At 72.9% G+C, this 12,445-nt stretch carries 13 protein-coding genes; 6 read left to right on the top strand and 7 right to left on the bottom strand.

What is annotated here, in order from left to right:
- Positions 1-2 precede the first annotated feature (2 nt).
- Positions 3-1,718, bottom strand: coding sequence for a thiamine pyrophosphate-binding protein (locus tag JSQ78_RS02945; RefSeq protein ID WP_349305130.1), 1,716 nt, complete (start codon positions 1,716-1,718; stop codon positions 3-5).
- Between the two features lie 289 nt (positions 1,719-2,007).
- Between JSQ78_RS02945 and JSQ78_RS02950 the strand changes: the two genes are divergently transcribed.
- Complete coding sequence (locus JSQ78_RS02950; RefSeq protein WP_211449274.1) at positions 2,008-2,700, top strand: lysoplasmalogenase family protein; 693 nt, start codon at positions 2,008-2,010, stop codon at positions 2,698-2,700.
- A 2-nt stretch (positions 2,701-2,702) separates the two neighbouring features.
- Here JSQ78_RS02950 and JSQ78_RS02955 read toward each other — a convergent pair whose 3' ends face one another.
- A complete protein-coding gene (locus JSQ78_RS02955) occupies positions 2,703-3,596 on the bottom strand; it encodes a LysR family transcriptional regulator (RefSeq protein ID WP_211449276.1) in 894 nt (297 codons plus the stop codon).
- A 64-nt stretch (positions 3,597-3,660) separates the two neighbouring features.
- On the opposite strand from JSQ78_RS02955, the gene JSQ78_RS02960 reads away from it, so the two are divergent.
- Positions 3,661-3,942 (top strand): GNAT family N-acetyltransferase, encoded by a 282-nt coding sequence (locus tag JSQ78_RS02960; protein ID WP_211449278.1) that lies wholly within the window; start codon positions 3,661-3,663, stop codon positions 3,940-3,942.
- 3 nt (positions 3,943-3,945) lie between these two features.
- Here JSQ78_RS02960 and dhaM read toward each other — a convergent pair whose 3' ends face one another.
- From dhaM to dhaK, 3 genes are read right to left on the bottom strand one after another with little or no spacing between them, the layout of a single operon-like run.
- On the bottom strand, positions 3,946-4,644 hold the full coding sequence (dhaM, locus tag JSQ78_RS02965; protein ID WP_211449280.1) for a dihydroxyacetone kinase phosphoryl donor subunit DhaM: 699 nt from the start codon (positions 4,642-4,644) through the stop codon (positions 3,946-3,948).
- Positions 4,641-5,261 (bottom strand): dihydroxyacetone kinase subunit DhaL, encoded by a 621-nt coding sequence (gene dhaL, locus JSQ78_RS02970; RefSeq protein ID WP_211450477.1) that lies wholly within the window; start codon positions 5,259-5,261, stop codon positions 4,641-4,643. The genes dhaM and dhaL overlap by 4 nt, the downstream gene beginning before the upstream one ends.
- Before the next feature lie 14 nt (positions 5,262-5,275).
- Positions 5,276-6,280, bottom strand: a complete 1,005-nt coding sequence (gene dhaK / locus JSQ78_RS02975; protein ID WP_211449282.1) for a dihydroxyacetone kinase subunit DhaK — start codon at positions 6,278-6,280, stop codon at positions 5,276-5,278.
- A gap of 222 nt (positions 6,281-6,502) precedes the next feature.
- Here dhaK and JSQ78_RS02980 point away from each other — a divergent pair, with 222 nt between their 5' ends.
- Together JSQ78_RS02980 and glpK are read left to right on the top strand one after the other, a co-directional pair.
- A complete protein-coding gene (locus JSQ78_RS02980) occupies positions 6,503-7,234 on the top strand; it encodes an MIP/aquaporin family protein (protein ID WP_502756136.1) in 732 nt (243 codons plus the stop codon).
- Between the two features lie 73 nt (positions 7,235-7,307).
- On the top strand, positions 7,308-8,819 hold the full coding sequence (gene glpK, locus JSQ78_RS02985) for a glycerol kinase GlpK (protein ID WP_211449283.1): 1,512 nt from the start codon (positions 7,308-7,310) through the stop codon (positions 8,817-8,819).
- Positions 8,820-8,880: 61 nt separating this feature from the next.
- Here the strand turns inward: glpK and JSQ78_RS02990 are convergent, their stop codons facing one another.
- Together JSQ78_RS02990 and trpD are read right to left on the bottom strand one after the other, a co-directional pair.
- Positions 8,881-9,825 carry a hypothetical protein gene (locus JSQ78_RS02990; protein WP_211449285.1) on the bottom strand — a complete coding sequence of 315 codons (945 nt, stop codon included), beginning with the start codon at positions 9,823-9,825 and terminating at the stop codon, positions 8,881-8,883.
- A 7-nt stretch (positions 9,826-9,832) separates the two neighbouring features.
- Positions 9,833-10,888, bottom strand: coding sequence for an anthranilate phosphoribosyltransferase (trpD, locus tag JSQ78_RS02995; RefSeq protein ID WP_211449287.1), 1,056 nt, complete (start codon positions 10,886-10,888; stop codon positions 9,833-9,835).
- A gap of 69 nt (positions 10,889-10,957) precedes the next feature.
- Between trpD and ctaE the strand changes: the two genes are divergently transcribed.
- Together ctaE and qcrC are read left to right on the top strand one after the other, a co-directional pair.
- The gene (ctaE, locus tag JSQ78_RS03000) at positions 10,958-11,602 is read left to right on the top strand and encodes an aa3-type cytochrome oxidase subunit III (protein ID WP_026373695.1); all 645 of its coding nucleotides are present in this window, start codon (positions 10,958-10,960) and stop codon (positions 11,600-11,602) included.
- A gap of 7 nt (positions 11,603-11,609) precedes the next feature.
- Positions 11,610-12,425 carry a cytochrome bc1 complex diheme cytochrome c subunit gene (gene qcrC / locus JSQ78_RS03005; RefSeq protein WP_026373694.1) on the top strand — a complete coding sequence of 272 codons (816 nt, stop codon included), beginning with the start codon at positions 11,610-11,612 and terminating at the stop codon, positions 12,423-12,425.
- The last annotated feature ends 20 nt before the right edge of the window (positions 12,426-12,445 follow it).

The following is a 12,445-nucleotide window of genomic DNA, read 5'->3' on the forward strand; positions in this document are numbered from 1 at the left end:
CGTCAGCCGCGCGACGCGCGCTTCGCGGCCTCGACGACCTCGAGCATGTAGGGCGCGACGACCTCCCGGCTCACGCGGCAGTCGGCGAGGAAGACGCCGTCGGCACCGCTCGCGAGCCACGCCTCGAGGTGGCGGAGGTCGTCGAGCGACTCGATGACCGCGCCCTCGGCGCCGAAGCCGCGCGCGACCGCGGCGAAGTCGACCTGCTCGATGAGCATGGGCTGCTCGGCGACGCCGCGCACCGCGTACTGGTGGATCTCGGCGCCGTAGGCGGCGTCGTTCACCAGCACGATCACGCCGTGGCGCACCGAGCGCACGACCGAGTCGAGGTCGGCGATGCCCATGAGCGCGCCGCCGTCGCCCGAGACGAGCACGATCGTCGACTCGGGTCGCGCGACGCCCGCGCCGACCGCGCTCGGGAAGCCGAGCCCGATCGTCTGGAACGCGGTGCCGACGAGCAGCAGCCGCTCCGGGTCGGCGACCGAGAGGTGCGTGGGCGCCCAGCCGATGAAGTGGCCGCCGTCCGAGACGATCACGCGGTCCTCCGGCAGGATGCGCTCGAGCGCGTGGAAGAGGCTGCGGGGGTCGAGCCGGCCGTCGGGCGCGAGCTCGTCGCCCGGCTCGCGGTCCCGCTGCGCACCCGTGACGTCGCCGAAGCCGGCCTCCGCCCACCCGGCGTCGCCCGGCGCAACCGTCGCCTCGGTGCCGACGAGCGCGACGAGCGCGTCGGCGACGACCCGCGCGTCGCCGCGCACGTGCTCGTCGACGCGCGGGTTGGTCGCCGCCTCGAGCACGTCGACCTGCACGATGCGCGCGTCGGGCGCGAACGCGTCGCCGAAGCGGGTCTGGAACTGGTTGAGGCCGGCGCCAACGACGAGCACGACGTCGGCGCGCTCGATCGCGGCCGCCGCGCGCTCCGAGGCGAAGCCGCCGGAGATGCCGAGGTGCCGGTGGTCGTCCGCGAAGATGCCGCTGCCGAGCACGCTCGAGGCGGTGCGGGCGCCGAGCGCCGCGGCGAGGGCGCGCAGCGGCTCGGCGGCGCCGGCGAGGTGCGCGCCGCGGCCCGCGAGCACGAGCGGCCGCCGCGCCTCGAGGAGCTGCTCCGCCACGCCCGCGAGCTGCTCGGCGTCGATCGAGAGGAACGGCTCGGCTGGCGCGGCGATGTCGGGCTCGCTCGCGCCCTCCTCGACCTCGAGGTGCGCGATGTCGTACGGGATGGCGAGCACGACCGGCCGCCGCTCGACGAGGGCGGTCTCGACCGCGCGGCGGGCGGCCGCGGCGGCGCCGGCGCGCGTCGCGACGATCGTGGGCGCCCCGACGGCGGTCGCGACCGCCTGCTGGTCGATGTCCCACGGCCGCGGGCCGGCCGTCGGCTGGTCGCCGACGACGAGCACGAGCGGCACGCGCGCGATCGCGGCCTCGGCGAGCGGCGTGATGGCGTTCGTGTAGCCGGGGCCGTAGGTCGTCGTGGCGATGGCGAGCGCGCCGCTCGCCCGGTGGTGCGCGTCGGCGGCGGCGACGGTCGCCGCCTCGTGGCGCACGGCCGTCACGGCCATGGCCCCGCGGCGCACGACGGCGTCGAGGAACCACGCGTTGCCGTTGCCCATGAGCGCGAACACGACGGTCGCGTGGCGCTCGAGCTCGGCGGCGATCGCGGCGGAGACGGTGGTCGCCGTCGCGGCGTCGAGGTCGGCGGTCGAGGTGGCGGTGTCTGACACGGTGTGCTCCAGGAAGTCCGGAGGCTCGCGCGGCACGCACGGAGCCTCGAGTGAAGGATCCATGTGTGTCGCGCGCGGAGCGCGTGGTCGCCTTTGTCGTGACCGGCGCCGTGGGCGCCTGACACGCACGATGCTAGCCGAGCGCCGCCCCGCCGCGGAACGCCTCTCGAGCGGCGATCGGCGGCCCGAGCCGCGCGTCGTCGAGGGGGTGCGCCGAGCCATTCGCTCTCGGCGCCGACACGCGCCCGCCGCCGCGCCCGAGCGCCGGGTGCGTGGTTGCATGGCTGGCATGCCCCCGCTGCCCCGAGCCCTCCGCGTGGGGTTCGCGGTCTCGGGCACGGCGCTCGCGATCAACCTCGTCGCGGCGGTGCTGCTCGACCTCGAGCTCGGCGATCCGGCGCTCCTGACGCTCGCTCGCGACGTGACGATGTGGCTGCTCGCGCTGCCGATCGCGATCGCGCTCCTCGTCATGGGCGCGTGGCGGCACGCGGCGGGCATCTGCCACGTCGCGGCGGTGCTGCTGTGCTGGCTCGGCGACGGGCTCGGCTCGCTCACGGGCGAGACGATCGTGCTGCTCGGGCTGTTCCTGCTCGCGGCCGTCGCGTTCCTCGCCGCACTGTGGCCGTCGCGGCGCCGCTCGCTCGCGTGGGGGTGGGCCGCGATCGGCTACGGCATCGTCGGCGCCATCTCGGGCGGCGTCATCGCGATCGGCGCCGGCCCGCTCGCGGTGCCGGTGCTGCTCTACGCGCTGCTCATCGCCGCCGTCGCGGCGTTCGCGGCGATCGACACGGCTGGCCTGCTCGGCGGGCTGCTCCTGCTCGCGGGCGTGCTCGTGCTCGGCATCGGCCTGTTCCTGGTCGAGATCCCGGATGCGCTGCGCGCGTTCGCGGTGCTCGTCCTGTACGTCCTCGGTCAATCGCTGCTCGCGGTGAGCCTCCAGCAGCGGCTCGGCCTCGCTCGCGCGCTCCCCGCGCGCGCCTGACGTCAGCGGCCCTCGGCCCAGAGCCGCTGCATCGCCTCGAGCACGGTGAGCACCGCCGGCACCCGCTCGGCGCCGTGCCGGTGCCGGAGCGAGACGGTGCGCCCCGAGCCGTCGGCGAGCGGCGCCACGACGACGTCGTCGCGCGTGAGCACCCGCAGCGCCATGTCGGGCAGCAGGGTGACCGATCCGGTCGCGGCGACGAACGACTGCGCGGCGACGAAGTCGTCGGTCTCGAAGTGGATGCGCGGGGCGAAGCCCGCGTCGGTCGCGAGCGCCTCGAGGTGGGAGCGGCACCGCTCGCAGCCGCCGACCCACTCGGCGCCGGCGAGCGCCGCGAGGTCGACCGGCGCGCCGCTCGCGAGCTCGTGCGACGCGGGCAGCACGATGCGCGAGGGGTCTGGGCCGAGCTCGATGCGCGCGAGCTGCACGTCGTCGTGCAGCTCGTCGTACTCGAAGGCGACCGCGACATCGGCGTCGCCCGCGAGCACGGCATCGATCGCCTCGGGCGGCTCGAGCTCGATGACGCGCGCGGTGAGCCCCGGCACGGCGAGTCGCGCCGCCGCGATCGAGCGCGGCACGAAGTCGGCGAGCGCCGAGGGGAACGCGGCGATCGTGACGCTCCCTGCGCCCTCGGCGAGCGACGCGAGCTCGGCCTCCGCCGAGCCGAGCAGCCCGGCGATGCCGTCGGCGTGGCGCAACAGCCGCTCCCCCGCCTCGGTGAGCGTGACGCCGGTCGACGAGCGCAGCAGCAGCGCCTGGCCCACCTCCTCCTCGAGCAGGCGGATGTGCTGGCTCACGGCCGGCTGCGTCCACCCGAGCACCCGCGCCCCGCCCGAGACGGAGCCCTCGCGCGCGACGGTGCGGAAGATCAGGATGCGTCGCGGATCCAGCTGCATGGCTCCAGCATGCCGCACCGCACCGTCCATGGCGCACCCAGGCTCGCGGGCTACGCTCGCGGCCATGAGCGAGCAGATCGAGATCGTCGACAACCCGGCTTCGCAGCGCTTCGAGGCGCGCGTCGACGGCGCCCTCGCCGGCTTCGCCGACTACCGCGACGCCGACGACGTGCGCGCCTTCCCCCACACGGAGGTCGACCCGTCCTTCGGCGGGCGCGGCATCGGCTCGCGGCTCGTCGACGAGGCGCTTCGCGCGACGATCGCCGACGGCAAGCGCATCCGGCCGCAGTGCTCGTTCGTCGTCGCGCGCGCGGCGCTCGACGAGTTCGCCTCGCACCGCGCGTAGGCGCTAGCCCTCCCCGAAGCCGCCGTCCGCGAGCTCGCGGATCGCCGCGATCGCCTCGTTCGCCTGCGGCCCGGTCGCCTCGAACCGCGCGATCGCGCCGCGATCGAGACCGAGCGCCAGCACGCGCAGCAGGCTCGAGGCGTCCACGCCGTTCACGGTCACCTCGGCATCGAAGCCGCTCGCCGTGCGCACGAGCAGCGATGCCGGCCGCGCGTGCAGCCCGTGCTCGTTCGCGAGCTCGAGCTCGAGCACCGCGGCGCCGTCCTCCGGCGCGACGACCGCTCCGCCTCCGGCGGCCTGCGCACCGGTCGGCTCCGATCTCGCTCCCGATTGCGGCCCCGACTCGGCAGCGGTCACGACCTGGTCGAGGCCCGCGCCGCCCTCGGCTGCGACCGCCGCGGCGACCGCGCCCTCGACGAGCGGCGCGTCGGCGATGCGGATGCGCTCGGGCGCGTCTGCGAAGTCGAGCGCGGTCTGGGCGGTCAGCACCGCTGAGCCCAGGTCGCACAGCACGACGACCCCGTCGCCCGAATCGGCCTCGCCGATCGCGGCCTGCACGCGGTCGAAGCTCGTGCCGAGCGCGCCGTCGTCGGTGCCGCCGGCCGCGGCGAGCACGACGCTCGGCGCCATCTGCGCGGCGAGCTCGACGACCCCCTCGGCGATGCGCGCCGAGTGCGAGACGATCACGAGCCCGACGGTCACGCCGTCTCCGCGGCCGCGGCGAGGATGAGCGAGGTCGACTCGGCGCCGGGATCCCGGTGTCCGATGGCACGCTCGCCGAGGTACGAGGCTCGCCCCTTGTGCGCGACGAGCGGCTCGGTCGCGAGCGCTCCCTCGGCGGCCGCGGCGGCGGCCGCCGAGAGCGTCGCGCGCACGTCGTCGCCGGCCGCCGAGGCCGCCTCGACGGCCGGCGTCCACGCATCCACCATCGTCTTGTCGCCCGACTCGGCCTTGCCGCGCGCGACGATGCCGTCGCGCGCCGCCGAGAGCACCTCGACGAGCGCAGCGGCGTCGAGCTCGTCGCGGTCGCCCGCCGCCATCGCCGCCTTGAGGAACGCGGTGCCGTAGAGCGGGCCCGCGGCACCGCCGACGGTCGAGATGAGCGTCGTCGCGACGAGCTTGAGCACCGCGCCGGGCGTCGCGCCGTCGTCGAGCGCGTCGAACCTGCCGAGCACCGCCTGGAACCCGCGGTCGAGGTTCTCGCCGTGGTCGGCGTCGCCGATCGCGCGGTCGAGCGCCGTCAGCTCGGCCTTGCGGCGCGAGACCTCGGCGGCGACCGCCTCGATCCAGCGACGCGTCCAGGCGCCGTCGAGCGTCACCGGCCCGTCGCCGCTCAACGGCCCCACCGCAGCGCCGCCGTCTGCACCGGGGCGTCGTAGAGCTCGAGCAGGTCGTCGTCGACCTGCAGGAGGGTGATCGACACGCCCTGCATCTCGAGGCTCGTCACGTAGGAGCCGACGAGCGAGCGCGCGAGCACGATGCCGCGCTCGGCGAGCACCTCCGCCGCGCGACGGAAGACGATGTAGAGCTCCGACTGCGGTGTGCCGCCCATGCCGTTGACGAGCAGCACGACGCGATCGCCCTGCTGGAAGGGCAGGTCCTCGAGGATCGGCTCCATCAGGCGGTCGACGATGCGGTCGGCGGGCTCGAGCGAGATGCGCTCCCTGCCGGGCTCGCCGTGGATGCCGATGCCGATCTCGACCTCGTCCTCGGCGAGCTCGAAGCTCGGCTCGCCCGCGTGCGGCACCGTGCACGGGGCGAGCGCCATGCCCATCGAGCGCGTCCTGCTGTTGACGGTCCGAGCGATCTCGGCCACCTGGTCGAGGCTGTCGCCGCGCTCGGCGGCCGCGCCCGCGAGCTTCTCGACGAGCATCGTGCCGGCGACGCCGCGGCGCCCCGCGGTGTAGAGCGAGTCCTTGACCGCGACGTCGTCGTCGACGATGACCGACTGCACCTCGATGCCCTCCGCGAGCGCGAGCTCGGCCGCGGTCTCGAAGTTCAGCACGTCGCCCGTGTAGTTCTTGACGATGTGCAGCACGCCGGCGCCCCCGCTCACCTGCCGGGTCGCCTCGAGGATCGGGTCGGGCGTCGGGGAGGTGAACATCGCCCCGGGCACGGCAGCGTCGAGCATGCCGAAGCCGACGAAGCCGGCGTGGAGCGGCTCGTGGCCCGAGCCGCCGCCCGAGACGAGGCCGACCTTCCCGTTGAGCGGCGCATCGGCGCGCACGACCGCGAACGGCGGGTCGACGACGACGCGCACGAGGTCGGGGTGCGCCGCGGCGAATCCCGCGAGCCCCTCGTCGACCGTCTTGCCTGGATCGTTGATGAGCTTCTTCACTTGGGCCTCTCCTTCGAAGTCTGCGGCGCTCCTCACGCTACGCCGGGAGCATCCGCGAGTCGAGCAGGAATCACAACCGTTTCCGGTCGACGATCCTCACGGTTACAGTGTGGCTACCGCTCGAGCGAGCGGTACGAGCGATGACGCTCGTAGAAGAGAAAGCAGGGACCTGTGGATCTGAACCCCGGTCTGGTATTCCTCTCCGAGCTCGTGGGCACCGCGATGCTCGTGCTGCTCGGTTGCGGCGTCGTCGCGAACGTCGTGCTGAAGGGCACGAAGGGCTTCGGCGGCGGCTTCCTGATGATCAACTTCGGCTGGGGCTTGGCGGTCTTCGCGGGCGTCATCGTGTCGGCCTACTCGGGCGCACACATCAATCCGGCCGTCACCCTCGGACTGCTCGCGCAGGACCTCGCGAAGGGCACGGAGTACAACTGGGCGCTGCTGCCGATCTACCTCGGCGCGCAGTTCCTCGGCGCGTTCCTCGGCGCGGTGCTGTGCTGGCTCGCCTACAAGCAGCACTTCGACGTCGAGGAGGACCCGGGCGCCAAGCTCGGCACCTTCTCGACCGGTCCGGCGATGCGCTCGACCGGCTGGAACCTCGTCACCGAGATCATCGGCACGTTCGTGCTCGTCTTCGTCGTGATCGCCTTCGGTGCGCAGAACGGCGACGCGGATGCGTCGGTGCCGGCCGGCCTCGCCTCGCTCGGCGCGCTCCCCGTCGCGCTCCTCGTCGTGGGCATCGGCGCCTCGCTCGGTGGCCCGACCGGCTACGCCATCAACCCCGCGCGCGACCTCGGCCCGCGCATCGCCCACGCGGTGCTGCCGATCCGCGGCAAGGGCTCGAGCGACTGGGGCTACGCGTGGATCCCGGTCGTCGGCCCCGTCGTCGGCGGCGTGCTCGCAGGCCTGCTCGCACCCACGATGATCGCCGGCGTCGCCGGCTTCACAGCCTGAGGGCACGAGGAGGGGGCCCGCCGGGCTCCCTCCTCCTCGACCACCGCAACCGCCACCGAACCAAGGAGCACTGATGACCGACTACGTCATCGCGATCGACCAGGGCACGACCTCGACCCGCGCGATCCTCTTCGACCACGCCGGGAGCATCGTCTCGACCGGCCAGCTCGAGCACGAGCAGATCTTCCCGCACGCCGGCTGGGTCGAGCACGACCCGAAGGAGATCTGGAACAACACCCGCGAGGTGATCGGCCAGGCGCTCTCGAAGGCCAACGTCACGCGCCACAACGTCAAGGCCATCGGCATCACCAACCAGCGCGAGACCGCGGTGGTGTGGAACAGGACGACGGGCGAGCCCGTCTACAACGCGATCGTGTGGCAGGACACGCGCACGCAGAAGATCGTCGATCGCCTCGCCGACGGCGACACCGACCGCTACAAGCAGAAGGTCGGCCTGCCGCTCGCGACCTACTTCTCGGGCACGAAGATCGTCTGGATCCTCGAGAACGTCGAGGGCGCGCGCGAGGCCGCCGAGGCGGGCGAGCTGCTCTTCGGCACGACCGACTCGTGGGTGCTGTGGAACCTCACGGGCGGCGTGAACGGCGGCGTGCACGCGACCGACGTCACGAACGCGTCCCGCACGCTCTTCATGGACCTCGAGACCCTCGAGTGGGACGACGCGATCCTCGCCGACTTCGGGGTGCCGCGCTCGATGCTGCCCGAGATCAAGCCGTCCTCGGGCGAGTTCGGCGTCGCGGCGTCGGAGTCGCTGCTGCGCGAGACGCCGATCACGGGCATCCTCGGCGACCAGCAGGCCGCGACGTTCGGCCAGGCCGCGTTCGACAAGGGCGAGGCCAAGAACACGTACGGCACCGGCAACTTCCTCATCTTCAACACCGGCGAGGAGATCGTCCACTCGAAGAACGGGCTGCTGACGACGGTCGGCTACAAGATCGGCGACGAGCCGACCCACTACGCGCTCGAGGGCTCGATCGCGGTGACGGGCTCGCTCATCCAGTGGCTGCGCGACAACCTGGGCCTCATCCCCGACGCACCGGCGGTCGAGCAGCTCGCGAAGACCGTCGACGACAACGGCGGCGCGTACTTCGTGCCGGCGTTCTCGGGCCTCTTCGCGCCCCACTGGCGACCGGATGCGCGCGGTGCGCTCGTGGGTCTCACCCGGTACGTCAACAAGGGCCACATCGCGCGCGCGGCCCTCGAGGCGACCGCGTTCCAGACCGCCGAGGTCGTCGACGCGGTGAACGCTGACTCGGGCGTCGACCTCACCGAGCTCAAGGTCGACGGCGGGATGATCGCGAACGACACCCTCATGCAGTTCCAGGCCGACATCCTCCGGGTGCCGGTCGTCCGGCCGGTCGTCGCGGAGACGACGGCGCTCGGCGCCGCGTACGCCGCCGGGCTCGCGGTCGGGTTCTGGGGCTCGCTCGACGAGCTGCGCGAGCAGTGGCAGGAGGACCGCCGCTGGGAGCCGCAGATGGACCAGGAGGCGCGCGACCGCACCTACCGCAATTGGAAGAAGGCGGTGCAGAAGACGCTCGACTGGGTCGACGAGGACGTCGACTGAGCGCGCTGGAGCCGAGAGCGCCGAAGGGGGCCGCTGCGCAGCGGCCCCCTTCGGCGTCTGCTCAGACCGGGCGCTGCACCGGGTCGCCGAGCCAGATGACCGCAGCGGCGATCGCCATGATGACGAGCGACGCGCGCGCGGTGGAGACGGCGATGACGACCGAGCACCACCAGTCGTCGGCCTCCGAGAGCCTGCCGCGCGAGGTCGGCTGCTTCGCGGAGATCGCGACGGCGAGGGCGAGCAGATCGAGGCAGCACAGCATCGAGACGACGGCGACGCGTACGCGCGGGCCCTCGCCGGTGCGGTGCGCGCGGCCCGAGCCGTGCGGCTCGGCGACGTTCGCGACCGGCAGCAGCGCGCGCATCCAGCCGTCGAGCCACCACGCGAGCAGCACGAGGCTCAGCACGAGCAGCACCGCGCCGATGCGCCCCACCGCCTCGTCGATCGAGCTCCCCGCCTCCTGCCACGGGTGCTCGAAGAGCCGCTCGCGGATCGCGGGCAGCGCGCGTGCGGAGAAGGCGGCGCCGGCCATCGCGAAGCCCGTCACGACGACGAGGATCGTGACCGGGTGCCGCATGCGCACGAGCATCCACGCGACGACGAGCGTGCCGAAGGCGGCGAAGTGGATCGCGTCGAGGGCGCCGTAGGTCGAAGCGCCGATGAGCGACGTCGACTGCAGCAGCAGCACGGCCGCTTGCGTGCACGCGAAGAGCACGACGCAGTAGAGCGCACCGAGCCGGTAGCTGCGCGAGGCCGGCGCGACGAGCGTCGCGAGCACGAGCAGCAGCACGCCGATGCCGCGCAGCGTGAGCGACGGGGCGAGCTCCGGCGGATGATGCAGCAGCAGCGTGAGCCCGTAGCACGACAGCAGCCCGGCGACGGCGAGCGCGACGAGCAGCAGCGAGCGCGACGTGCGGTCGGCCCACGCGAGCGGCCACGCGTGCCACACCTCGGCGCTCGACCACGTCGTCTGACGCTCGGCGCGCTCGATGACCCGGCTGCTCACCTCGGCATCATGCCGCAGCCGCGGCGCGCCACGCCTCGAGCGTGCGCGTCGCGGCCCCGGAGTCGATCGCGCCGGCGGCGACGTCGAGCTCCTCGCGCAAGCGCTCCACGAGCGGGCGGTCCTTCTGTCGCGGGTCGCCGTCGAGCCGCCAGGCCACGAGCGCGGCGGCGGCGTTGAGCAGCACGACGTCGCGCACGGGCCCCTGCTCGCCCGCGATCGTGCGGCGCAGCACGTCGGCGTTGTGCTCGGCCGAGCCGCCGCGCAGGTCGTCGAGGCTCGCCCGGCGGATGCCGAGCTCGCGCGGGTCGATGTCGTGCTCCACGACGTCGCCGCGAGCGACCTCCCAGAGCTCGGAGTGGCCGGTCGTCGTGAGCTCGTCGAGCCCGTCCTCGCCGCGCACGACGAGCGCGGTCGCGCCCCGGGTCGCGAAGACGCCGACGAACTGCTCGATGATGTGCTTGTCGGCGACGCCGACGAGCGACACCTCGGGGCGCGCGGGGTTGACGAGCGGGCCGAGGTAGTTGAAGACCGTCGGCACCCCGAGCGCGGCGCGCACCGGTCCCGCGTGCCGGAACCCGGGGTGGAAGCGCGTCGCCCACGCGAACGAGATCCCGGCGCGCTCGAGGATGCGCCGCACTGCCGCCGGGTCGTCATCGGACGGCACGAGCCCGAGCGCCTCGAGCACGTCGGACGCGCCCGACGAGGAGGAGACGGCGCGGTTGCCGTGCTTGAGCACCGGCACGCCCGAGGCGGCGACGACGATGCTCGCGGTCGTGGAGATGTTGACGGTGTGCTGGCGGTCGCCGCCCGTGCCGACGATGTCGACGACGCGCGTGTCGCCCGGGAGCGGCACGGCCGCCTCGAGGATGGCGTCGCGGAAGCCGACGAGCTCCTCGGCGACGACGCCCTTCGCCCGCAGGGCGATGAGGAAGCCCGCGATCTGCGCCTCCGAGGCGCGCCCGGCGACCACCTCGGCCATCGCCCACTCGGCCTGCCGGATCGCCAGGTCGTCGCCTTCGAGCAGGGTCTCGAGCACGCACGGCCAGGTCAAGAGGCGATCCATGGCTCGAGCCTATCTTTTTGCGCTCGACTGGCTCGTCGGGTCACTACGGCGCGTAGAACTGTCACTAGGATGGACATCGTGTCCACTACTGCGCTCTCCTCGTCGCCCTCAGCGCCGATGATCCGCCGGCCGAACACCGTGGCGGTCGGCACCATCGTCTGGCTCGGCAGCGAAGTCATGTTCTTCGCCGGCCTCTTCGCGATCTACTTCACGCTCCGATCGATGTCGGGCGACCTGTTCGCGACCGAGGCCGAGAAGCTCAACGTGCTCTTCGCCACGATCAACACGACGATCCTGCTGCTGTCGAGCTTCACGTGCCAGGCGGGCGCGAACGCCGCCGAGCACCACCAGGTGTTCCGCACCGGTCGAGCGCTGCAGTTCTCCAAGTGGGGCATGGTCGAGTGGTTCTACCTGACCTACGCGATGGGCGCGATCTTCATCATGCTGCAGGTCTTCGAGTACGTGGAGCTCGTGCACCACGGGGTCGCGATCCAGTCGAACTCCTACGCGTCGGCGTTCTACCTCACGACGGGCTTCCACGGCCTGCACGTCACCGGCGGGCTCTTCGCCTTCCTCTTCGTGATCGGCCGCGCCTACGCGGTCAAGCGCTTCGGACACAAGGAGGCGACGAGCGCGCACGTCATCTCCTACTACTGGCACTTCGTCGACGTGGTCTGGATCGGCCTGTACCTCGTCATCTACTGGCTCAAGTAACGGTTGGGTGAGGATCTTGACAGCACGCAAGAAGACCGGACGCAGGCACCCGCTCGCCAGCGCCGCCCTGCTCATGATCGGCCTCGTCGTCGCCGGCGGCGCGTCGGTCGCGGTGAGCAGCGTCGCGAACGCTGAGCCCGCCGTCGCCCCGCACGCGCAGCAGCTGACCGCCGAGGACGGCGAGCTGCTCTTCCGCGCCAACTGCGCCTCGTGCCACGGCCTCGAGGCCGAGGGCACGGAGGCCGGGCCGAGCCTGATCGGCGTGGGCGCCGCATCCGTCGACTTCCAGGTCATGACCGGCCGCATGCCGATGGCCTTCCAGGGCCCGCAGGCCGAGCAGCGCGACCCGCAGTTCACGCAGGAGCAGTCCGACGCGATGGGCGAGTACATCGCCGCGCTCGCGCCCGGTCCCGACGTGCCCGACGAGCAGTGGCTCGACATCAGCCAGGTCGACGACGAGGGCATCGCCCGCGGTGGCGAGCTCTTCCGCATCAACTGCGCGATGTGCCACAACGTCGCGGGCGCCGGCGGCGCGCTGACCGAGGGCAAGTGGGCCCCGCACCTGCGCGACATCGACCCCGTGCACGTCTACGAGGCGATGCTCACCGGCCCGCAGAACATGCCGGTCTTCAACGACGCGAACATCAGCCCGGAGCAGAAGCGCGAGATCATCGCGTACCTGAACTACCTCGACGAGAACCCGTCGGTCGGCGGCTTCGACCTCGGCAGCCTCGGCCCGGTGTCGGAGGGCCTGTTCATCTGGATCTTCGGCCTCGGCGGCCTCGTGGCCGTCTCCGTGTGGCTCACCTCGAGGCCGAACTGATCCATGGCGAACGACAACGA

The organism is Agrococcus sp. Marseille-Q4369 (assembly GCF_018308945.1).
Classification (GTDB): domain Bacteria; phylum Actinomycetota; class Actinomycetes; order Actinomycetales; family Microbacteriaceae; genus Agrococcus.

Bases quoted from the DNA above. Each gene is read 5' to 3' on its own strand.
- JSQ78_RS02950 (WP_211449274.1), top strand. From the start codon at position 2,008: ATGCCCCCGCTGCCCCGAGCCCTCCGCGTGGGGTTCGCGGTCTCGGGC.
- JSQ78_RS02955 (WP_211449276.1), bottom strand. From the start codon at position 3,596: ATGCAGCTGGATCCGCGACGCATCCTGATCTTCCGCACCGTCGCGCGC.
- JSQ78_RS02960 (WP_211449278.1), top strand. From the start codon at position 3,661: ATGAGCGAGCAGATCGAGATCGTCGACAACCCGGCTTCGCAGCGCTTC.
- JSQ78_RS02980 (WP_502756136.1), top strand. From the start codon at position 6,503: ATGCTCGTGCTGCTCGGTTGCGGCGTCGTCGCGAACGTCGTGCTGAAG.
- glpK (WP_211449283.1), top strand. From the start codon at position 7,308: ATGACCGACTACGTCATCGCGATCGACCAGGGCACGACCTCGACCCGC.
- trpD (WP_211449287.1), bottom strand. From the start codon at position 10,888: ATGGATCGCCTCTTGACCTGGCCGTGCGTGCTCGAGACCCTGCTCGAA.
- ctaE (WP_026373695.1), top strand. From the start codon at position 10,958: ATGGACATCGTGTCCACTACTGCGCTCTCCTCGTCGCCCTCAGCGCCG.